This window comes from Spirosoma panaciterrae DSM 21099 (genome assembly GCF_000374025.1).
GTDB classification, from domain to species: domain Bacteria; phylum Bacteroidota; class Bacteroidia; order Cytophagales; family Spirosomataceae; genus Spirosoma; species Spirosoma panaciterrae.
This window is the reverse complement of sequence record NZ_KB893219.1, coordinates 1-20,257: the sequence shown is the minus strand read 5'-3', so window position 1 is coordinate 20,257 and position 20,257 is coordinate 1. Positions and strand designations below refer to the sequence as shown.

The following is a 20,257-nucleotide window of genomic DNA, read 5'->3' as shown; positions in this document are numbered from 1 at the left end:
GACAGTTCGGTCCCTATCTGTGGTGGGCGTTGGAATACTGCCGGGATCTGTCCTTAGTACGAGAGGACCGGGATGGACGTACCGCTGGCGAGTCGGTTGTTTGGCCGCAGGCACGGCCGAGTAGCTACGTACGGATCAGATAAGCGCTGAAAGCATCTAAGTGCGAAACTGGCCTGAAGATGAGTGTTCCTTAGTAGGGGTGTTGTAGACGACGACGTTGATAGGCGGCAGGTGTAGGCGTAGAGATGCGTTAAGCTGAGCCGTACTAATGGCCCCAACAGCGTGTGCGCTTCACTTCTTTATGAACTAATTAAGCTATAACATTGAGTCGATATTAGATTGGTAAGCATCAAACTCTCTTTGTGGGGAAAAAGAATTTAAGAAACTGACTCATCGAGTCAAATGAGTCACTCAGGTTGGTGCTGTTAAGGCGGGTGAACACCTCTTTCCATCCCGAACAGAGCCGTTAAGCCCCGTACTGCCGATGGTACTGCTGTCACAAGCGGGAGAGTAGGTAGGTGCCACCTGAATGAAATTGCCAATGAGGCACGTAAAATGCCATCTTCTCAGAAGATGGCATTTTTGTTTTACAGCTAGTTTCCAACCATTCAAACTTTGGCCCAATACTCGTTTATTAGTTGAAGAGCTTCATCCACAGAATTCGCTATAAGCGGTAAAGATCGATTCTCAGCTTTTAAAAAGCCATCGGCTACCATTCGGTCCAACTGTTGGAATAAAAGGTCGTAAAAGCCATTTATATTAATCACAGCTACAGGGCCATCGTAGAGTTTTAGTTGGCGCCAGGTTAAAATTTCGAACAATTCATCGAGGGTTCCATAACCTCCAGGCAAAGCCACTACCCCTTTAGCTAGTTGAACCATTTTATACTTGCGTTCATGCATGGTTTCTACAAAGTGAAGTTCCGTTAGCGTTGTATGAGCTACTTCTAAATCGGCCAGGAAATTCGGAATAATACCCGTTACGGTACCTCCATTTCGTAAAACAGCATTGGCTACATCGCCCATCAGACCAAATCCTCCCCCTCCATAAATCAGCCGAATATTCTGTTCCGCCATTTTTTTGCCGAGTTCAGATGCTACTTCGTTATAAATTGGATTAGTACCTGGGCTTGAAGCACAATAGACAACAAGGCTTTGCATAGGGATTGTGTAGATTCTGAAAATGAGAACGAAGTGATTAGATCAGTTTTTGAGCCAGGTTAGTCAGATCAAGACCGCCAAAAGTTTCTGAGCTCATGAAAAGAAAGATATGACTGGTATCCCGTTCGTGTAGTAGATAGTCTTGTAAAGCCGCCGAATCCGTGAAAACCTGAAGGGAAGGGTTATCAAAAGCTTTCTGTATGTCGGATGTTGTTAATGGATCGCTCGAATCGGTTGAGATGGGATGTATAAAAATTGCAACCTGGTCGGCAGCGTCGGTTGTTTCTTTGTATTTATCTAGAAACGATTTATTCGCATTATCAATGGATTGAAGCTCAACTACGGCTAATAGTTTCTTCTTAGGATATTGTTGCTTTACAGCTTCTGTCGTTGCTTCTACTTTGGCAGGTGAGTGGGCAAAGTCTCTGAATACAATTCGATCGGTAGATTCCGCAATCTTCTCTAAGCGTTTACTTACTCCATTAAAACTGGGAATGGCTTCATAAAACATCTCTTCGGTTAGGCCAATACGGTCGCATATGGTCATTGCTCCAGAGATATTCTTCATGTTATGCTGGCCAAACAGTTTAGTAGGAACCCTTTTCCCCTGTTTTGTTAGAAGGAATGTATCTCCGTTAACAATTTCGCTAGGGTGTGGTAAATAGGGAATTTTCGTAATGTCGTCGCGCTCTTTTTGACCAATTACGTCGAGCATATCGTCCGACTCATCAAAAATTAAAATGCCTGCTTTAGGCATAGCTTCGGCTAAAGACTCAAACTGGTCAACGTACTCGTCCCAGGTAGGGTAAAGATTAATATGGTCCCAGGCAATTCCACTGATTAAGGCTATGTGAGGTTGAAAAGCCAGAAATTTTGGTCGTGAGTCGATAGGTGACGATGCGTATTCATCCCCTTCAATAATGATCAATGGGGCTGTCAATGAAAGCCTGACTGTGGTGTCGAATTCTTGGATAGGATCCCCAATCCAGAAATCAAATTCTCGATTGTAATGCTTTAAAACGTGTAAAATCATGGCCACTATGGTAGTTTTTCCATGACTACCGGCTATGACTACCCGCTGCTTTTGCCGACTTAGTTGATAAATAAATTCGGGATAAGAATAAATGGGTAAACCTAATTCAAGTGCTTTAGTGAGTTCAGGGTTGTCCCGTCGAGCATGCATGCCAACAATGACTGCATCAAGGCCACTATGAATTTTCTGAGGAAACCATCCGGTTTGAGCAGGTAATAAGTTTTGTTTCTCTAAGCGAGTCCGTGATGGTTCATAAATGGTTTCGTCGGAGCCGGTAACGGTATAACCTTGTTGATGTAGGGCCAGGGCCAGATTATGCATGGCACTGCCACCAATAGAAATAAAATGAATAGACTGGGGCATTTGAAAATCAGTCAGTGTAGAGAAGCAAAAGTACAGTTTCTTTTTGGTTTGCCTGATGAACTTAGCAAGTGGATAAACCAAGCTAAACTACATCCTGTTAAATTTCTGTGATTATCGAATCAAAGCTATTTGTTTTTCGTTGAATACCTTGCGGATATACTTACTTGGAAAGCCCAATTTTCGGAGTCAAATTCGCGCCTGTTTTTTATAACCACAACCGCCACAGCGGAAAGCCTATTTTATGCGCCGAACGTAGGGATGAAGACTTACTATGATCTGATTGACCAGACATTTGAATTCCCGACGCGGGAGTTCAACGTCGAGAACAACGAACTGATGTTCAATAATGTCCCGCTGATGGACATTGTCAAGCAATACGGTACACCCTTAAAGTTAACGTATTTACCGAAAATCACGGAGCATATTGAACATGCCAAGCTCCTGTTCAAAAATGCGATGAAACGGTACAATTATAAGGGGAGCTATACCTACTGCTATTGTACGAAGTCGTCCCATTTTCGGTTTGTGCTCGAAGAAGCCCTGAAGAACAACATCCATCTTGAAAGCTCGTCGGCTTACGATATTCCCATTATTCGGGAATTGTTTAAGATGGGTAAAATTTCCAAAAGCACGTATATCGTTTGTAATGGATACAAACGCCCATTATATACACAGTACATCAGCGAGCTTATCAACGAAGGATTTTCCAACTGCATTCCGGTACTTGATAACCTCAAGGAAATCGAAGCTTACGAAAATTCGGTAACTGCTGAAAGTGTGAACCTGGGTATTCGGATTGCTACTGACGAAGAACCTAATTTTGCGTTTTATACGTCCCGGTTAGGTATTCGGTATAGCGATGTAAACGAATTATACCGGACCAAAATCCAGCCTAATGAAAAGTTTAAGCTGAAAATGCTACACTTTTTCATTAATACAGGTATCAAAGATAGCGCCTATTACTGGAGTGAATTGAGCCGGTTCATGTATAAATACTGTGAACTGCGGAAAATGTGTCCAGACTTGGATTCGATCGACATAGGCGGTGGGATGCCCATTCAGACCTCGTTCCAGTTCACATACGATTACCAGGCCATGATCGACCAGATTGTGGAAAGCATTCAGTGGATCTGTAATAAGAACAATGTTCCGGTCCCACATATTTTCACAGAATTCGGTTCGTATACGGTTGGCGAAAGCGGGGCAGTAATTTACAAAGTCATCGACCAGAAACTACAGAACGATAAGGAGTTGTGGTATATGATCGACGGGTCATTTATTACACAATTGCCCGACTCGTGGGGCCTGGGACAGAAATACATCATGCTGTCGGTAAATAACTGGGATAACCCCTATCAGAAAGTAAATCTTGGCGGTCTGACCTGCGATTCGCATGATTTCTATAATACCGAAGCGCATAGTGCCGATTTGTACCTGCCAATTTTTGATCAGGATACCGAAGACCAGTACATTGGCTTATTCCATACGGGAGCTTATCAGGAGTCGTTGGGTGGTTATGGCGGCATTCAGCATTGCCTGATTCCCGCTCCTCAGCACGTTATTGTTGATAAAGATGAGCAGGGGAACCTCCGCTCTCGTTTGTTCGCTCCTGAGCAAAATAGTGAGACGATGCTGAAGATTCTGGGTTTTGGTGGTGCTGAACCAGGTATGACCGAATTGGAAGCTACTGAAGCAGCCGAAATACGGCAGGAAGAAGCCGAGCTGATGAAAGAAGAAAATTAGCGCCCGCTAGGGGTAAAGTAAAAGTTTTTGGCATTATTTTCGTTCTAAATCTGCAGTGATACCAACATTCTGACGAGCATTTTCATGAAAAAACTACTAATCTTGGGTTCTGTTCTGGCAGTATTGTCATTAGGGTCGTGTGCACGGAAGGCAAATTGCCCAGCGTATGGTAGTGTGCAAAAACCGGCTTCTTCGCAGGTACGGGCGTAATTAAAAGACTTTTATAGAAAAAGCGGGCCGGTTCCTTTAAAGAAACCGGCCCGCTTTGGTTATGGAGCGCACTTATGCAGCGTTTTCCAAAACAAACCTCGAGGCTTCCAGTAAATTGGTTGCATGGCCGTCTGCATCTGGCGAAGGTTGGACTTCAGTAGCTATGCGGATGGTACGTACTCCTACTCGTTTACCTGCCTGCATATCGCGTGGAGCATCGCCAATCATCCACGAAGCATCTGGCCGGATGTTATATTTCGCAATGGCTTTTTCTAAAAGTAAAGAGCCTGGTTTACGAGTAAGCGACTCAGTATCGTATTTGGGATGGTGCGGGCAATAGTAGATATCGTCGATGAGCTTGCCGCATTGATCCTGCAAATAATTGTAACAGGTCATTACATCGTCGCGGGTGTAAAGCCCTTTCGCAATACCAGCCTGATTGGTAATGACAATGAGCAGATAGCCTGCTTCCTTCAATAAACGCAGCGCTTCAGGTACCCCATCAGGAATGATAAAATCTTCGACCCGATAGACGTAATCTGTTCTGTCCTCATTCAAAACCCCATCCCGGTCCAAAAAGATGCACTTATTCATTGAAGAAAGGTTGTCGTGTTTGAGGGCAATAATACAATTATTCGGTCAAATAATTGTATTATTGCTTTAATTATTCGTGTTAAATTTTATTATACGCTAACTCTGGCGGTAAGTTTTAGAGAAATAAATGCCAGAGTTAGTCATGATAAAGCTAACCTAACGACTGCATTCGTTGTTCTAATGCCTGGATTTTAGCCTCAGCATCAGCGAGTTTCTGCCGTTCGCGATCAACAACTTCGGGTTTGGCATTGGCAACAAACTTTTCGTTCGATAATTTCTTCAAAATCGAGTCGCGGAAACCAATGTTGTAATCCAATTCTTTACGGGTGTTGGCAATTTCCTGGTCCAGATCAATTTCACCTGCAACATTCACAAAAAACTCGTCGCTCTTGATCAGGAATGCAATACCCTGCGTTTTTTCATCAACGTAACTAACTTCGGCAACATTAGCCATCTTACAAATCAAGGGTTCTAAGGGCTTGAATCGGTCGGCCGAAACAGTTTTGATCGCCAGGGGCAGGGCTACTTTGGGCGAAATTTGTTTCGCATTTCGGATGTTTCGCACATTTGAAACGACTTCAAACAACGTGTCGAAATCAGCCAGGATTTGATGGTCAACGGCTCCAGCCTTTGGGAAGGTGGCTACGCAAATACTAGTTCCAGTTTCACGCTCGCGAATATCCTGCCATATCTCCTCGGTGATAAACGGCATGAACGGGTGAGCCAGGCACATAAGCCGTTCGAAGAAATTGATGGTGGCATCGTAGGTAACGCGATCAATGGGTTGCTCAAAACCCGGTTTGATCAGTTCAAGATATTGTGAGCAGAAATCATCCCAGATGAGCTTATATACGGCCTGTAACGCATCCGAAATACGGAACTTACTGAAGTCGTCCTCGATCTGAATGAGCGTTGCATTTAGTTTCGCTTCAAACCATTGAATGGGCAGCGTGTTGGGTTGTGTTGCCTCAACGTTTTCGTCGTTAATTGTCCAGCCTTTTACCAGCCGGAATGCATTCCAGATTTTATTGCTGAAATTACGGCCCTGTTCAACTAGTTTTTCGTCGAACATCAGGTCGTTACCAGCCGCCGAGCTGAACAACATACCCGTCCGAACACCGTCAGCACCATATTGATTGATCAGATCGAGTGGATCGGGCGAATTACCAAGTTGTTTCGACATTTTGCGACCCAGTTTGTCCCGAACAATACCCGTCAGGTACACATTCTTGAACGGTTCCTTGCCACGATATTCGTATCCGGCAATAATCATACGGGCTACCCAGAAGAACAGAATTTCGGGTGCCGTTACCAGATCGTTTGTCGGATAATAGTAATTGATATCTGCGTTGTTCGGATCTTTCAGACCATCAAAAACGGTCATAGGCCAAAGCCACGATGAGAACCAGGTATCCAGCACATCTTCGTCCTGGGTCAGATCGGCTTCAGTCATGGCAAAAAGTAGCTTTTCATGCTGTACTTTTTCCAGGGCCTCATGCTTGTTTTTGGCTACGATAACCGTTCCATCCTGCATGTAAAAGGCTGGAATCCGCTGCCCCCACCAAAGCTGTCGGCTGATGCACCAGTCATGAACGTTCTCCATCCAGGCTCGGTACATATTCTTGAATTTGGGTGGTACCAATTGAATGGTGTCGTCCATAACGTTTTTAAACGCTGGTTTCGACAATTCATCCATTTTCAGGAACCACTGCATCGACAGGCGCGGCTCGATTACGGCACTAGTCCGCTCAGACGTACCCACATTTGACTTATAATCTTCCGTTTTGACCAAATTACCAGACTCTTCCAGCAATTTGATGATTGCTTTCCGGGCAGCAAAGCGATCTACGCCAACTAGAATCTGCGCTTTCTCGTTCAGCGTACCGTCATCGTTCAAAATGTCGATAACCGGCAGGTTGTGTTTAACGCCCAGCGCATAGTCGTTCGGGTCGTGAGCAGGAGTAACTTTCAGGCCACCCGTTCCAAAATCCATCGTGACGTAATCGTCGGTAATGATAGGAATTTCGCGGTTAATGAGCGGAATAATGGCCTTTTTGCCATGTAGATGCTTGTACCGTTCATCGTCTGGGTTGACAGCAATAGCTACATCGGCCATGATCGTTTCCGGACGAACGGTTGCAATGGTGATGGAGTCCTGTCCGGCACTGCCAGCAATTTCATAGCGGATATAAACCAGCTTTTGCTGGATTTCCTTCGTGATAACTTCTTCGTCTGATACGGCCGTGCGACCTTGCGGGTCCCAGTTTACCATTCGGATACCCCGGTAAATCTGACCTTTGTTGTAGAGATCAACGAAAACATCGATAACTGAATCGTAGAGGGCGGGTTCCATCGTAAAGCGGGTTCGGTCCCAGTCGCAGGAAGCGCCAAGTTTACGCAACTGCTTAAGAATGATACCGCCGTATTTGTGCGTCCATTCCCAGGCATATTCCAGAAATTCGTCACGAGTGAGGTCTGTTTTGTTGATGCCCCGTTCTTTGAGCATGGCTACTACTTTGGCTTCAGTAGCAATACTGGCATGATCGGTACCGGGAACCCAGCAGGCATTTTTCCCCTCCATACGGGCCTTACGGACCAAAACGTCCTGAATGGTATTGTTGAGCATATGGCCCATGTGCAGCACACCCGTTACGTTTGGTGGCGGGATCACGATCGTATAAGGCTCGCGTTCGTCGGGTGTAGACTTGAAAAATTGGTTATCAAGCCAGTATTGATACCATTTTTCTTCAATTTCCTGGGGGGCGTATGTCTTCGAAATCATAAAATCAATGAAACTCAGTCTGGTTTTCAGATACGTTTGTGACTATACAGTAAAAACCAACACTGGGATTATGGATAAAATGCAAAATTAGCTAAATTGGATAGGGCGAAAAAACGAAAGCCTGTCTTTGACAGTTTTACTGCAATATGTCAGCCAGAAGCCTATGGAATTTGGGAAAATACATAATCTCGACGCGATCAATCCTACGTTACCACCAGGTTCGGCTTTTAACGCTAAGATTTGGGCGAGCGTTGAACCTTCACAGCATCCGAATGTATTCATCGGGGGACCTGTCTGGGCTAACAAAGATTACGTTGGGAAAGTGTATCCATCCACAGCCAAAGAGCGCGATTTTCTGCATTATTATGTCCGGCAATTCAATACCATCGAATTGAACCTGACGCACTATCAAATTCCTACAGCGGGTATGATAGAGAAATGGAAAGCCGAAGCGGCTGGTTCCCTAGATCGCAGCGGATTTACTTTTTGCCCGAAATTCCCACAGGTGATCAGCCACGAGCGGCAGTTGGTGGCCACTGAAGCATTGACTGAAGAGTTTGTCAATGCCGTATTTAGCCTCGAAGAATTTCTGGGCATGACGTTTTTGCAACTTCCTCCCCAATTTGGGCCCGACAAATGGCCAGTTCTGGAAGCGTATCTGAAAAGCCTGCCCGATGAACTGGACGTGGCTGTGGAGTTTCGGCACCCCGACTGGTTCAGCAAAGCAAGCATCTGGCAGCAAACCCTCGAACGGCTCTATTTACTCCGACGCCATGCTGTAATCACGGATGTAGCTGGCCGACGGGATGTATTGCACATGGGGCTAAGTAGCCCTGTATTAACCCTCCGATTCATTGCCAACGAGGGACATCCTACAGATTACATACGTTCTGACGCCTGGATTCAACGGCTGAAAACTTGGTTTGAAAAGGGCCTGCAAACGGCTTACCTGTTCATTCATGGCGGTGGTGATAATGACACGGCTCCCGAACTGATTCTGTACTGGATTCGCGAGCTGAACAAACACTGCGGACTACATTTGCGTGAGCCGGTGCTCCAGCCTAAAGTTGTACAGGGTAGCTTGTTTTGAATTAAAGAAACAAGCCTTTACCTTTGCCCTATGATTTCACAGGCAATACATCATCGGCATCATCATTCTGGGCGGTAACGCAGCAGAACAAGATGCGTTTGTTTGTGAGTTCGGAACGTCAATTCGGATAACCACATATACAAAGCCCGGTTCTGCTAACGAGCCGGGCTTTTTTAATATGAAAACGGTCATAATTAAATACAACGCGGGCAACGTTCAGTCGGTTATGTATGCCCTGGAGCGATTGGGTGCCACTTATTTGCTGACAGACGATGAAGCAGAAATTCGCTCGGCCGACAAGGTGATCTTTCCGGGTGTCGGTGAAGCCAGTACCGCTATGGCTTATCTGCGGGAACGCGGATTGGATACCTTGATTCCTTCACTGAAACAGCCGGTTTTAGGCACCTGCGTGGGTATGCAGTTGATGTGTCGGTATTCAGAAGAAAACAACACTACCTGCATGGGTATTTTCGATATCGATGTTCGGCGGTTTCCGACCCACCGTGGAGATGGGCAACCGGGTTTTAAAGTACCCCATACCGGCTGGAACAGTATTCATCAGCTAAAAGGCCCCCTGGCAGAAGGTATTTCGGAAAATGCGTATGTGTATTTCGTGCATAGTTACGCTGCCGAAGTTTGTTCTGATACAACGGCCATCTGTGATTACGTCCGACCATTCAGTGCCATGCTCCACCGCGATAATTTCTATGCGGCTCAGTTTCATGCCGAAATCAGTGGGGATGTTGGCCAGCGGATTCTGGAAAATTTTTTGAAATTGTAATGGAATGCGAGTGGGCTGGCGTACCTGCCTTTGGCCGTAGTTTACCTTACAAATGATATAATACCAGGCGGGCAGGATGTCCGCGTTACATATGCACATTATACCCGCCATAGACCTCATTGAAGGCAAAGCTGTTCGTCTGACGCAGGGCGACTACAACCAGAAGAAAGAATACAATGCCCGCCCCCTGGAGGTGGCGCAACAGTTTGAAGATGCTGGTTTAACCCGACTCCATCTGGTTGACCTCGATGGGGCGAAAGAGAAAAGAGTCATCAACTGGAAAGTATTGGAGTTGATTGCTTCCAAAACCAAACTCCACATCGATTTTGGCGGTGGTGTACAATCAGACGACGATCTGCGGGTCGTTTTTGAATGCGGAGCCAAACAGGTGACGGGTGGAAGCATAGCCGTCAAACAACCTGAAGTGATGGAACGGTGGCTTTCGCGTCATGGCTCCGAAGCCATTATTCTGGGTGCCGATGCGAAGAATGAAAAGATAGCGGTTAGTGGCTGGGAAGAAGCTACTGAGGTTTGGGTGTATGATTTTGTAGAAAAATGGGTCGAGAAGGGTATCAGCTACGTCATTAGCACCGATGTAGCCAAAGATGGCTTGTTGCAAGGGCCTTCGTTTGAACTTTATCGAAACCTTCAGGACCAGTTTCCGAAGCTAAACGTGATTGCCAGTGGTGGAGTTAGTAATATGGCTGATATTGAAACGCTGGCCGATATGAACGTTTTCGGAGTCATCGTGGGTAAAGCCATTTATGAAGGGCGCGTAACGTTGAAAGAATTGAGTCGGTTTGCTAATCAATAATCATGAACGAAGACTACACCATTAGTGCTGACAAAACCAAACTGGACATCGACGTTATTCACCGATTTCTGAGTGAAGAGGCCTACTGGTGTCTGAATATTCCGCGAGAAATCGTTCAGCGATCCATCGACAACTCCGTATGTTTCGGCGTTTATCAGGGCGACAACCAGGTTGGGTTTGCCCGTATGGTAACAGACCTGGCCACATTTGGCTATCTGGCCGATGTATTCATTCTGCCCGAACACCGGGGCAAGGGTTTATCGAAACAGTTGGTGGCATACATCCTGGCCTACCCGCCGTTACAAGGTTTACGACGTATTATGCTCGTTACGCGCGATGCCCACGGCCTTTACAAACAATTTGGATTTCAGGTTAGCGACAATCCAGACAATACCATGTTTATCAAAGCATTTACCTCTTACTAATGCTCACCAAACGAATTATTCCGTGTCTTGATATAAAAGATGGTCGAACCGTCAAAGGGACAAATTTTGTGAATCTGCGCGATGCAGGCGACCCGGTTGCGCTGGCGGCTATTTATGCTGAACAAGGTGCCGATGAACTGGTTTTTCTGGATATCACGGCTACAGTCGACGAGCGAAAAACCCTAATCGAACTTGTGCGGAATGTGGCCCATACCATCAACATCCCGTTTACGGTAGGAGGAGGGATTTCTTCAGTGGCAGACGTTTCGGCTCTGTTGAACGCTGGTGCCGATAAAATTTCGATAAACTCGTCGGCTGTTCGTAACCCTGATTTAGTGAATCAGCTTGCTCTCGAATTTGGCAGTCAGTGCATAGTCGTGGCGATAGATACCCGTTGGATTGCGATGGACGAAAATGCTTCCCGATTTGAGCATATCGTTCATACGCATGGCGGGCGCAAACCCACTGCCCTACGAACCATTGCCTGGGCCAGAGAAGTAGAAGATCGGGGAGCGGGCGAAATTTTATTGACTTCAATGGATACCGATGGGACAAAGGCTGGTTTTGCCCTTGACTTAACGGCTCAAATTTCGGGTACGGCAAATATCCCGGTGATTGCGTCGGGCGGGGCCGGTTCAATGGATCACTTTGTTGATGTGTTCACGACTGGAAAAGCTGATGCCGGATTGGCTGCCAGCATCTTCCACTTCAAAGAAATCGAGATTCCAGCTTTAAAGAACTATCTACAGGAAAAGGGAATCGAAATGCGGCTGTGACGTGGATCAGGGGTCGCGTTATGGGTTAAAACTTAAAGCCCAGTTCCAGGCTAACGACCCGGCTTTTTGATAGCAAGTCACTGCCACGGGCAATATCAATCAGCCCACGCTGATAGGTCATACCCAGATTAAATGCATTGTTCTGATTGATTTTATATTGGACACCTGCACCCAGCAATAGTTCAACATCACCAAAGCCATACTGCCGACGGTCGCCCCCCGTTTCGGCCATATAAAGTCCATTTCGGGGCTGATCAAGTGCTCTTTCGGCTAGTTTTATACTTAATAGCCCTCCCGTCTGTACGTACATACGTAGGTCGGGTGCAATGTTATTGGCAAACATTTTTACCGTTACGGGCACCTGAAGGTACTGAAGGTTATAGACCGATTCTTTTTCTGGTGCGCTTGGATTCCAACGGGTTTCGCCAAATGAACCCGGCATCTGGAAGCCCGACCGTTTGATCGTGTACCAAAGCCCTGAACTAAATGCGTAGCGATCTTTGAAAAAAAAGTAATCGAGCGAAGGCCCAACGCTCATTCGAACCCCTGCTCCATTTGGGCGAAAACCTGCATAGCTTCCTGTACCCTCGGCCGTATTGAGGTCCAGCGAAGGGGCAAAGCGGATGCTCATTTCGATGAGGTGCGTTGTCCAGAGGTAATCAGGGCCCGAGCCGTAGCCATTGTTTTCGGAAGACTGGCTCTGCTGCCGGCGACGGCGTTTGCGATCATCGTCGTAATCACGACGATTCTGGTCCTGCCCGTCATAATTATCACCCAGAATCTTACGAAATCGCTTTTCGGTTACGTTTGATTCTTTGGTGCGTATGCGGTAAAGGGCTGGTGAGGAAGATTGGGCCCAACTACTACCAACTACCAGCAAACCCAAAATCAGCCCAAACCCTGCAACTTTTTTCATAATTTTGCACGTTTTCTATATTGAAAACCTATGATTTTCATGCGGATACAAACGGCCATCGTCGGCCTTTTTTGTTTATTACTTTTGGCTTCGTGTACAAAAAACGAAGACGTTTCTATCATTCGGCTCGATCAGCAACTCTTTTCCGGCCAATCTGCCGATAGCATTCGAGCTGTACTGAACCGGAATCCGGCTGTTGCTCAATTGTACTTTAACGCGAATGGGGCCGGAAATGATACATCTGTTGTTCATGAATTGACCAATCGGATCACAAACCCGGCGCTCACGGAATTCAATCGTCAGATACAGGCCGAATTTGGTGACCTGACGGATTTACGAAAGCAACTGGGCGAAGCTTTTGCCAACATTAAAAAAGACTTTCCTGACTTCCACGCTCCCAAAATTGCAACGGTTGTTACGGGGTTTATGGGCCCCGATCTGATCGTTACCGATAGCTTAATTGTTATTGGCCTCGATTATTTCGTTGGGCCTAAAGCCAAATTTCTGCCACCGGCAAACGAATATCCACAATACATCCTGCGTCGATTCGATAAAGACCATCTGGCACCGGCTATTGTCTTTGCCCTCTCCGACAAATACAATGCCACGAACCGCGCCGATCAGACCATGCTGGCCGATATGGTCTACTACGGCAAAGGGTATGTATTTACCAAAACCATGATGCCCAACACCGCCGATAGCCTGGTTATCGGCTATACAGACAAACAATTGACACAAACGTTTAATGCACAGGATATAGTTTGGGCGCATTTTATTGATAATCAGTTGTTATACCAAACAAATCCGGCAATAAAGCAACGATATCTGAACGAACGGCCGTTTACAGCCGAAATCGGCAAAGATTGCCCAGGCGCCATTGGCCGCTGGGTAGGCTGGCGCATTGTGAGTATGTTTTATGATGAGCGAGGAAGTGTAAATATTGCCGACTTGATGCGCAATGCGGATGCTCGGCAAATTTTTGAGCAATCAGGCTATAAAGGACAAAAAGAGTAAATAAGCAGTGTATTGCGTCTACTACATATAGGTTAGATAACTTCTAACGAATAGAGGTAATGGATTGCTAGAAGTAGAAATAAAATGGCAAAACGGGGACGGACTTTTGGCGAGGAAGCCAGTGAAATTGATAAAAAGAAATATAGCCGGGACGACTATAAAAAAGCGCTACGTGTATTCCGGTATGTGCGACCCTATCGGATGCAGTTTGTGATCGGATTCATTTTTCTGATCTTATCGACCACCACCACACTAAGTTTCCCGGCTCTGATTGGTCAGGTAACCAGTGTTATTCAGGGAAAATCACCGTTCACCCTGAATCAGGTTATCCTGATGTTTGGGGGTATTCTGGTGTTGCAGGCTATTTTTTCATTCTTCCGCATTTACTTTTTCGCCCAGGTCAGTGAGCGCTCAATGGCCGATGTTCGGCGGGAAGTGTATAGTAAAATCATCACCTTATCGATTCCCTTTTTCGAAAAGCGACGGGTTGGTGAACTAACGAGTCGTTTATCGGCCGATGTGTCGCAGTTGCAGGATATTCTATCCATCACCCTGGCCGAACTGTTCCGGCAGGTAGCCACGCTGGTGGGCGGAACGCTGTTTATCCTGTATGTATCCTGGAAATTGACCCTGTTTATGCTGGCAACGTTCCCGGTGATTATTGTAGCGGCTATGTTCTTCGGGCGATTCATCCGTCGACTGTCGAAGCAGGCACAAGATCAGTTGGCAGCCGCTAGTGTGATTGTAGAAGAAACCCTGCAATCCGTCAATGTGGTGAAAGCCTTTACCAATGAGCGGCTGGAAATTGGTCGATACAGCAATGCGCTGCAAAAGATGGTGACTATTGCCCTTAAAGCGGCTCGTTTTCGGGGGGTATTTGTTTCGTTTATCATCTTCGCCATGTTTGGTGGGATTATGGGTATCGTTTGGTACGGTGGTAGTCTGGTACAATCGGGCGAAATTCCATTTGCTGATCTTCTGACGTTTATTTTCTACACGGCCTTTATTGGAGGATCGGTAGCGGGTATGGGCGATCTGTATGCGCAGGTTCAGAAAACGGTAGGCGCTTCGGAGCGGATTCTGGAAATTCTGGAAGAACCTTCAGAAGTTAATGCGGCTGATGAGCTGCCTTTGTTTGTGCCCCTGCAAGGCAAAGTGCAGTTCGATGATGTTCGTTTTTCGTATCCTTCCCGCCCTGAAGTGCCTGTTCTGAAAGGTATTTCGCTTACCGTAGAAGCTGGGCGGAAGATTGCCCTGGTTGGGCAGAGTGGTGCGGGCAAATCGACGATTGTTCAGTTGCTGATGCGATACTATCCAATCAGTGGTGGTCAGATTACGGTTGATGGCCGTGATTTATATACATTCAATGTCACCGAACTACGCAAGAATATTGCCGTGGTACCACAGGAGGTGATTTTGTTTGGAGGCACCATTCTCGAAAATATTCAGTATGGCAAACCCGGTGCTACCGAGGCCGAAGTTCGTGAAGCCGCCCGAAAAGCAAACGCTCTTCAATTTATAGATTCTTTCCCAGAAGGGCTTCAGACGGTTGTGGGTGAGCGCGGCATAAAATTATCGGGAGGGCAGCGACAACGAATCGCTATTGCAAGGGCTATCCTGAAAGATCCGGCCATTCTGATTCTGGACGAAGCAACCAGTTCGCTGGATGCAGAATCGGAAAAACTGGTGCAGGAGGCTCTTGATGAACTTATGCAGAATCGGACTACAATCATCATCGCTCACCGTCTGGCTACCATTCGAAAAGTAGATCGAATATATGTATTGCGGGAAGGCCAGATTGCCGAATCGGGTACCCACGATGAACTGGCCTTACAGGAGGACGGTATCTATGCAAATCTGGTTAAATTGCAGTTCGAACCGATTGATTAAAACTAGTGCAGGGCATTCCGTAAATGACCCAACAATTGACGGCTAAACACTATGACTCTGGCTTCAAAAACCCTGAAAGACTTTAACCTCCGGCATACCCAGGGTCGGGAAGAAGTGCTTGAATTGTTCCTGAACGCCGGTCATGCACTGGCGCATAACGATGTGGAGAATGGCCTTGGCCCCGATCATGATCGAGTGACCATCTACCGTACACTTCGTACCTTTCTGGACAAAGGGTTGCTTCATAAAGTCCTTGACGACGAAGGAGGCACGAAATACGCCCTCTGTCGTGAAACCTGCTCCGATGGTCACCACCACCACGACCACGTTCATTTTAAATGTGAAGCCTGTGGGCAAACGACCTGTTTAGATAAGGTCAGGATTCCCACAATCGCATTGCCTGAAGGGTACAATCGTAAAGAAATGAACCTTCTGATTCAGGGGGTATGTCAGGATTGTAATAAGTAGTACAGCAAAAGAGCCCTCAAGCGGGAGTTTCTGCCACTAGTGCCCGTGTCTTTACCAAACTCGCGGGTTATGGCCTGCGTTACCTAATGAATCCCGAAACGTTATTTACCGAGCGTCAGCAACAGTTCACAAATGCCACACAAGCTGCCCAGCGCCAGTTCAACCAGTTGGCCTTTTGGCGGCTTGTATGGTTTATCGGTAGCCTTGTAGCTACCTGGGCATTCATACAGACGAATCAGTATCTGGCCGCTTTTTCAAGTATGGGAATCGGGATTATTGGCTTCCTGATCCTCCTAAAAAAGCATCAGGAAATTCGCCTGAAACGTGATCTGAATCAGAAGCTAGCATTTGTTAATCAGGACGAGTCGACACGGCTTAAGCGGCAATACCTTCGATCGGAAACGGGCGAACAGTTTGCCAGTTCGACCCATTACTATGCGGGTGATCTGGATGTTTTTGGAAAACACTCCCTGTTTCGTCTGCTAAACCGGACGCATACGTACGAAGGCCAGAACCGACTAGCTGCCTGGCTCAAAGCCCCTTCATCGCCCGATGCCATTCGGTTACGCCACCAGGTAGTTGATGAACTGAAAGCTCAGATCGACTGGCGGCAAAAATTTGAAGGGTTGGCGTACCTTGAAGATACAGTGGGGCAATCGCCAGAGGCCTTAATAAAATGGGCTACCGCAGCGATTATTCCCTTGCCAGGCTATTTGCAGATCGTTCGCTTCTTATTTCCAGCCATTACGCTAAGCTTGGTTGTTGCGTGGCTCACGGGCTATTTGCCTGGCATGTTTGTTTTAATCGCGTTAGCAGCCCATGGATTTATTCTGAGTCAGACGGCAGCGCGGGCAAAGGAAGTTAGTGAACAGACGTTCGAAATAGCAGCGGCACTCCGGGCGTTTCGGAGCTTATTTCAGCAGGCTGAGGATCTGAAAGGCGATGCCATTCGACTTCGGGCCATTCGTCAGGCGCTTACTTCCGACAAGCAACTGGCGTCGGAGGCCATTGGTTCATTGGCGAAACTAACAGAAGGACTAAATTACCGACGTAACCCTTACTTCTTTCTTCTATTTGGCATCGCCACACTCTGGGACATTCAGTATCTATATCGACTCGAACGTTGGCGGCAAACTCATGGTCCAGACTTAAGCCGTTGGTTTGAAGCACTCAGTGAACTGGAAGCCCTGAATAGTCTGGCTGGTTTTGCGTTTGCTCATCCTGGGTATACCACTCCCGATATCGTTGACGACGAATTTATTTTGGACTTTACATCAGCGGCCCACCCTTTACTTCCTCCTGACCGAAGTATCGCTAATTCATTAAAAATGGCAGGATCAGGGAAAACTATACTCATTACGGGTTCCAATATGTCGGGAAAGAGTACGTTTCTGCGCACCATTGGGGCTAATGTTGTATTGGCTCTAGCGGGTGCTGTGGTTAGTGCCGAACGTTTCTGGTGTTCGCCCGTTCGGGTGTTTACCAGTATGCGAACCCAGGATTCGCTGGAAGAAAGCACATCCTCATTTTATGCTGAACTGAAGCGATTGCAAACGCTCATCCAACTGACGAAGCAACCCACTAAGATTCCTGTGCTTTATTTTCTGGACGAAATTCTGAAAGGAACCAATTCGGCGGATCGGCATCGGGGGGCCGAAGCACTCATTCGCCAACTGCATCGTACAACCGCGTCGGGTTTTGTTTCGACTCATGATTTGGAATTAGGCCAGCTTACCGATGCGGATGACTTTGTCCGCAACTACCATTTTCAATCAGATTTAAACGACGGCGAACTTATATTCGATTATAAGCTACGCGAAGGGATTTGTCAGAGTTTCAATGCCAGTCAGCTTATGCAGGCCATTGGTATTGAGATGAATGCTTTACGGGCTAAGTAATTAAATCGGCGGGGTTATCGTAACTCAGCGGTTAGGCGGTCATTACTCTTAGCGATTTTCGTTCATAGGTATAAACTAACGCTTTATTGCCAATGAGCAATCAAAAGAGACGTGTAGTAAACGGCTTATCAGTATACTAGTAGGCTTGGAGTTTTTTTTATAGTCGCATATCCGAAAAAATAGTACATTTGGCTGCCTCAAAAAAGGTCTTCATGGCCTAGAGTGACTAATCTGGATATTAAGTTTCCGTATCACTGAAAGGCAGATAAGCGGTTAGATTATAGGATTATTTAAACTATAAGTCTACTTGTATTATATCTCAAATGAATGCTTTTATTGATAGAATTAAAGAAAGCATCTGTTTATAGATAGACAGACTAGAACCCTATCAACTGGTAAAGCTTAAATCAGTTCCTATATTTTAATAGACTTATTTTAAACTGATAATATGTATTTCGCCTGAAAATTTTTGATTAAAGAGGGCTAGCCTAAAAAAGGATTATTAGAAATTGTTATGAAGAATTTTTCAATTTTAATGAATTGTAATTAGGATGGAGAAAGTTTAATTTTTAGATTTTTATAATGCTTATTAATCAATTAACTTTTACCCGTTTTGTAGCGGCCATTGTTATTGTTTTTTTTCACTTTGCTGTTAATAATCAGGTTTACCCATTTTATATCTCTGAATGGCAATGGCTAGCAGATATAATCAAGGTAGGTAATCTTCCTGTGCTGTATTTTTTTATATTATCTGGTTTTATTTTAACCATAAACTACCCAAACCGAGCTCGCAGTAATAAACCGGGCGATTTCTACTGGAAACGCTTTTCAAGAATTTATCCTATTTATTTTATTTCGTTTATTCTGTCGGTCTTATTTGTTAAGAATATTTCTTTGTTAGATTATATACTTAACATTACCTTATTGAACGGCTGGTACTGGCCTAGCAACATGCTAAATCCTGCTGCCTGGAGTTTATCGGCTGAAGTCTTTTTTTACATCCTATTTCCGTTTGTTTTATTAAAATATTTTACCCTAACTGGCAAGCAGCTGATCGGTTTATGGGGATTGCACATATTAATCCTGTATTTAATGCAGTATAAATATGGAGACTTCTATTTGCCCCATTATTTACCAACGCCTATTGAAACAATGCTGAATTTTTCCTTGGGCATTGTAGGCGGCAGACTTTTTGTTATTTATAATGAGTATTTTAAAAAGAAAAATATCTGGTTTTCAACCCTTATCCTGCCTGCTATTATAGTCCAATGTAGTTTGATCATATATTTTAAGTATACTTGGTTTGATGGATTTTGGATTTTCTCAAGTTTATTCTTACTAATGATTCTTAGTTTATCGTCATTTTCTCAAACATGGCTTTTAACAAGATTATTGACAAACCCAGTTTTATTAAAATTAGGTGAAATCAGTTATTCAATTTTTATATTACAATTTCCAATTATGTATATCTATAATTTTTCCCTTGCTAAGGTACATATTGGTTTAAGAACTACCACTCATTTTTATAGCTATCTAATTCTACTCATTTCGGCTTCGTATTTAACCTATACATTTATCGAAGACCCTGTTAGAAGAAAAATGTATAAGTATAGATCAAAAAGTAATAAACCCCAGGTTGTAAATGTATAGAATTTTATACGGGTTTATTTGTTGGAACATCTACAATCATTTAGATTATCGACCTTGATAAACAGCTAATAGAGTAGTAGAAATATAAATGGTTAATTTTAAAAGATGGCTCTATGGCTAATTAAATTGGCCTGGATATTTGCTGTTTCCTCATTTAACCAATACTGATTGATTTAATTTTATGCAATATATATACTTGGGCGTATTCTATTTTGAAGTCTTGCATCAAAAAAAATTAGTATAGCCTATTGAGAACAAGCTTTTTTTGTTCAATAATTATATAGGATCATTTCTAAAGGTGAGCGATCTCAATGCTACCATTCCCCCATCTTTATTCATTTTCATATTAAACGAAGTGTGCCTTTAGAGTATGTTGGGAAATCATCTTTGGCAATAAGTCTCGATTCGTTGTAACATGATCTGGCTATTGGCCAGATACAGCCAACTGACCGAAGAAGATGCTGTATGCTCATAGTCTTTGACGATTCTCCGAAAATAGTTCGTCCAGGCAATGCTTCGTTCCACTACCCATCGTTTGGCCACCGGTACAAAACCTTGGGCTGATTCAGGCCGCGACGCTTTCTCAAAATCGATACTCCAACGGTCAAGCTCTTGAGCAAACACGCCGTTGTAGGCTTGATCGCCGAACA

The 20,257-nt window shown here is 45.1% G+C and carries 16 protein-coding genes, 2 rRNA genes and 1 pseudogene; 13 read left to right on the top strand and 6 right to left on the bottom strand.

The features are described 5' to 3' along the window. Together B153_RS0129105 and rrf are read left to right on the top strand one after the other, a co-directional pair. A 23S ribosomal RNA gene (locus B153_RS0129105) occupies positions 1 to 290 on the top strand; the annotation flags it as partial. A gap of 125 nt (positions 291 to 415) precedes the next feature. After that, positions 416 to 527, top strand: a 5S ribosomal RNA gene (gene rrf / locus B153_RS0129100). An 81-nt stretch (positions 528 to 608) separates the two neighbouring features. Here the strand turns inward: rrf and B153_RS0129095 are convergent. Further along, a complete protein-coding gene (locus B153_RS0129095; RefSeq protein WP_020600283.1) occupies positions 609 to 1,160 on the bottom strand; it encodes an LOG family protein in 552 nt (183 codons plus the stop codon). A gap of 37 nt (positions 1,161 to 1,197) precedes the next feature. Further along, positions 1,198 to 2,556 carry a UDP-N-acetylmuramate--L-alanine ligase gene (locus B153_RS0129090; protein ID WP_026262540.1) on the bottom strand — a complete coding sequence of 453 codons (1,359 nt, stop codon included), beginning with the start codon at positions 2,554 to 2,556 and terminating at the stop codon, positions 1,198 to 1,200. A 258-nt stretch (positions 2,557 to 2,814) separates the two neighbouring features. Between B153_RS0129090 and B153_RS0129085 the strand changes: the two genes are divergently transcribed. Continuing rightward, positions 2,815 to 4,299, top strand: coding sequence for a type III PLP-dependent enzyme domain-containing protein (locus B153_RS0129085; protein ID WP_026262539.1), 1,485 nt, complete (start codon positions 2,815 to 2,817; stop codon positions 4,297 to 4,299). 282 nt (positions 4,300 to 4,581) lie between these two features. Here B153_RS0129085 and B153_RS0129080 read toward each other — a convergent pair whose 3' ends face one another. Next, on the bottom strand, positions 4,582 to 5,103 hold the full coding sequence (locus B153_RS0129080) for a D-glycero-alpha-D-manno-heptose-1,7-bisphosphate 7-phosphatase (RefSeq protein ID WP_020600280.1): 522 nt from the start codon (positions 5,101 to 5,103) through the stop codon (positions 4,582 to 4,584). A gap of 151 nt (positions 5,104 to 5,254) precedes the next feature. Continuing rightward, on the bottom strand, positions 5,255 to 7,885 hold the full coding sequence (locus B153_RS0129075; protein ID WP_020600279.1) for a valine--tRNA ligase: 2,631 nt from the start codon (positions 7,883 to 7,885) through the stop codon (positions 5,255 to 5,257). A 163-nt stretch (positions 7,886 to 8,048) separates the two neighbouring features. Between B153_RS0129075 and B153_RS0129070 the strand changes: the two genes are divergently transcribed. The 5 genes from B153_RS0129070 to hisF all read left to right on the top strand — a co-directional run bounded on the left by B153_RS0129070 (position 8,049) and on the right by hisF (position 11,771). Continuing rightward, positions 8,049 to 8,975, top strand: coding sequence for a DUF72 domain-containing protein (locus B153_RS0129070; protein WP_026262538.1), 927 nt, complete (start codon positions 8,049 to 8,051; stop codon positions 8,973 to 8,975). Between the two features lie 178 nt (positions 8,976 to 9,153). Continuing rightward, positions 9,154 to 9,756: an imidazole glycerol phosphate synthase subunit HisH gene (gene hisH, locus B153_RS0129065; protein WP_020600277.1), complete on the top strand. Its 603-nt coding sequence runs from the start codon at positions 9,154 to 9,156 to the stop codon at positions 9,754 to 9,756. Positions 9,757 to 9,847: 91 nt separating this feature from the next. After that, positions 9,848 to 10,570, top strand: a complete 723-nt coding sequence (gene hisA, locus B153_RS0129060) for a 1-(5-phosphoribosyl)-5-[(5-phosphoribosylamino)methylideneamino]imidazole-4-carboxamide isomerase (protein ID WP_020600276.1) — start codon at positions 9,848 to 9,850, stop codon at positions 10,568 to 10,570. A gap of 2 nt (positions 10,571 to 10,572) precedes the next feature. Beyond that, on the top strand, positions 10,573 to 10,995 hold the full coding sequence (locus tag B153_RS0129055) for a GNAT family N-acetyltransferase (protein WP_020600275.1): 423 nt from the start codon (positions 10,573 to 10,575) through the stop codon (positions 10,993 to 10,995). After that, a complete protein-coding gene (gene hisF, locus B153_RS0129050) occupies positions 10,995 to 11,771 on the top strand; it encodes an imidazole glycerol phosphate synthase subunit HisF (RefSeq protein ID WP_020600274.1) in 777 nt (258 codons plus the stop codon). Before B153_RS0129055 ends, hisF begins: the two co-directional genes overlap by 1 nt. Before the next feature lie 25 nt (positions 11,772 to 11,796). Here hisF and B153_RS0129045 read toward each other — a convergent pair whose 3' ends face one another. Beyond that, a complete protein-coding gene (locus B153_RS0129045; protein WP_020600273.1) occupies positions 11,797 to 12,687 on the bottom strand; it encodes a porin family protein in 891 nt (296 codons plus the stop codon). 39 nt (positions 12,688 to 12,726) lie between these two features. On the opposite strand from B153_RS0129045, the gene gldB reads away from it, so the two are divergent. From gldB to B153_RS0129020, 5 genes are all read left to right on the top strand, one after another. Beyond that, a complete protein-coding gene (gene gldB, locus B153_RS0129040) occupies positions 12,727 to 13,701 on the top strand; it encodes a gliding motility lipoprotein GldB (RefSeq protein WP_026262537.1) in 975 nt (324 codons plus the stop codon). 84 nt (positions 13,702 to 13,785) lie between these two features. Next, the gene (locus B153_RS0129035; protein ID WP_020600271.1) at positions 13,786 to 15,591 is read left to right on the top strand and encodes an ABC transporter ATP-binding protein; all 1,806 of its coding nucleotides are present in this window, start codon (positions 13,786 to 13,788) and stop codon (positions 15,589 to 15,591) included. A gap of 51 nt (positions 15,592 to 15,642) precedes the next feature. Beyond that, positions 15,643 to 16,059: a Fur family transcriptional regulator gene (locus B153_RS37440; protein WP_083928267.1), complete on the top strand. Its 417-nt coding sequence runs from the start codon at positions 15,643 to 15,645 to the stop codon at positions 16,057 to 16,059. 86 nt (positions 16,060 to 16,145) lie between these two features. Then, entirely contained in the window at positions 16,146 to 17,957 is a 1,812-nt protein-coding gene (locus tag B153_RS0129025; protein ID WP_020600269.1) for a MutS-related protein, read from the top strand. Positions 17,958 to 18,539: 582 nt separating this feature from the next. Continuing rightward, entirely contained in the window at positions 18,540 to 19,607 is a 1,068-nt protein-coding gene (locus B153_RS0129020) for an acyltransferase family protein (protein ID WP_020600268.1), read from the top strand. A gap of 381 nt (positions 19,608 to 19,988) precedes the next feature. Here B153_RS0129020 and B153_RS0129015 read toward each other — a convergent pair. Further along, positions 19,989 to 20,257 (bottom strand): annotated as a pseudogene (locus B153_RS0129015) (IS5 family transposase); the annotation flags it as partial.

Excerpts from the sequence above, each read along its gene's own strand:
- B153_RS0129045 (WP_020600273.1), bottom strand. The coding sequence starts at position 12,687 with ATGAAAAAAGTTGCAGGGTTTGGGCTGATTTTGGGTTTGCTGGTAGTT.
- B153_RS0129020 (WP_020600268.1), top strand. The coding sequence starts at position 18,540 with ATGCTTATTAATCAATTAACTTTTACCCGTTTTGTAGCGGCCATTGTT.
- B153_RS0129055 (WP_020600275.1), top strand. The coding sequence starts at position 10,573 with ATGAACGAAGACTACACCATTAGTGCTGACAAAACCAAACTGGACATC.
- B153_RS0129025 (WP_020600269.1), top strand. The coding sequence starts at position 16,146 with ATGAATCCCGAAACGTTATTTACCGAGCGTCAGCAACAGTTCACAAAT.
- hisF (WP_020600274.1), top strand. The coding sequence starts at position 10,995 with ATGCTCACCAAACGAATTATTCCGTGTCTTGATATAAAAGATGGTCGA.
- B153_RS0129090 (WP_026262540.1), bottom strand. The coding sequence starts at position 2,556 with ATGCCCCAGTCTATTCATTTTATTTCTATTGGTGGCAGTGCCATGCAT.
- B153_RS0129070 (WP_026262538.1), top strand. The coding sequence starts at position 8,049 with ATGGAATTTGGGAAAATACATAATCTCGACGCGATCAATCCTACGTTA.
- hisH (WP_020600277.1), top strand. The coding sequence starts at position 9,154 with ATGAAAACGGTCATAATTAAATACAACGCGGGCAACGTTCAGTCGGTT.
- B153_RS37440 (WP_083928267.1), top strand. The coding sequence starts at position 15,643 with ATGACTCTGGCTTCAAAAACCCTGAAAGACTTTAACCTCCGGCATACC.
- gldB (WP_026262537.1), top strand. The coding sequence starts at position 12,727 with ATGCGGATACAAACGGCCATCGTCGGCCTTTTTTGTTTATTACTTTTG.
- hisA (WP_020600276.1), top strand. The coding sequence starts at position 9,848 with ATGCACATTATACCCGCCATAGACCTCATTGAAGGCAAAGCTGTTCGT.
- B153_RS0129095 (WP_020600283.1), bottom strand. The coding sequence starts at position 1,160 with ATGCAAAGCCTTGTTGTCTATTGTGCTTCAAGCCCAGGTACTAATCCA.
- B153_RS0129085 (WP_026262539.1), top strand. The coding sequence starts at position 2,815 with ATGAAGACTTACTATGATCTGATTGACCAGACATTTGAATTCCCGACG.
- B153_RS0129035 (WP_020600271.1), top strand. The coding sequence starts at position 13,786 with ATGGCAAAACGGGGACGGACTTTTGGCGAGGAAGCCAGTGAAATTGAT.
- B153_RS0129075 (WP_020600279.1), bottom strand. The coding sequence starts at position 7,885 with ATGATTTCGAAGACATACGCCCCCCAGGAAATTGAAGAAAAATGGTAT.
- B153_RS0129080 (WP_020600280.1), bottom strand. The coding sequence starts at position 5,103 with ATGAATAAGTGCATCTTTTTGGACCGGGATGGGGTTTTGAATGAGGAC.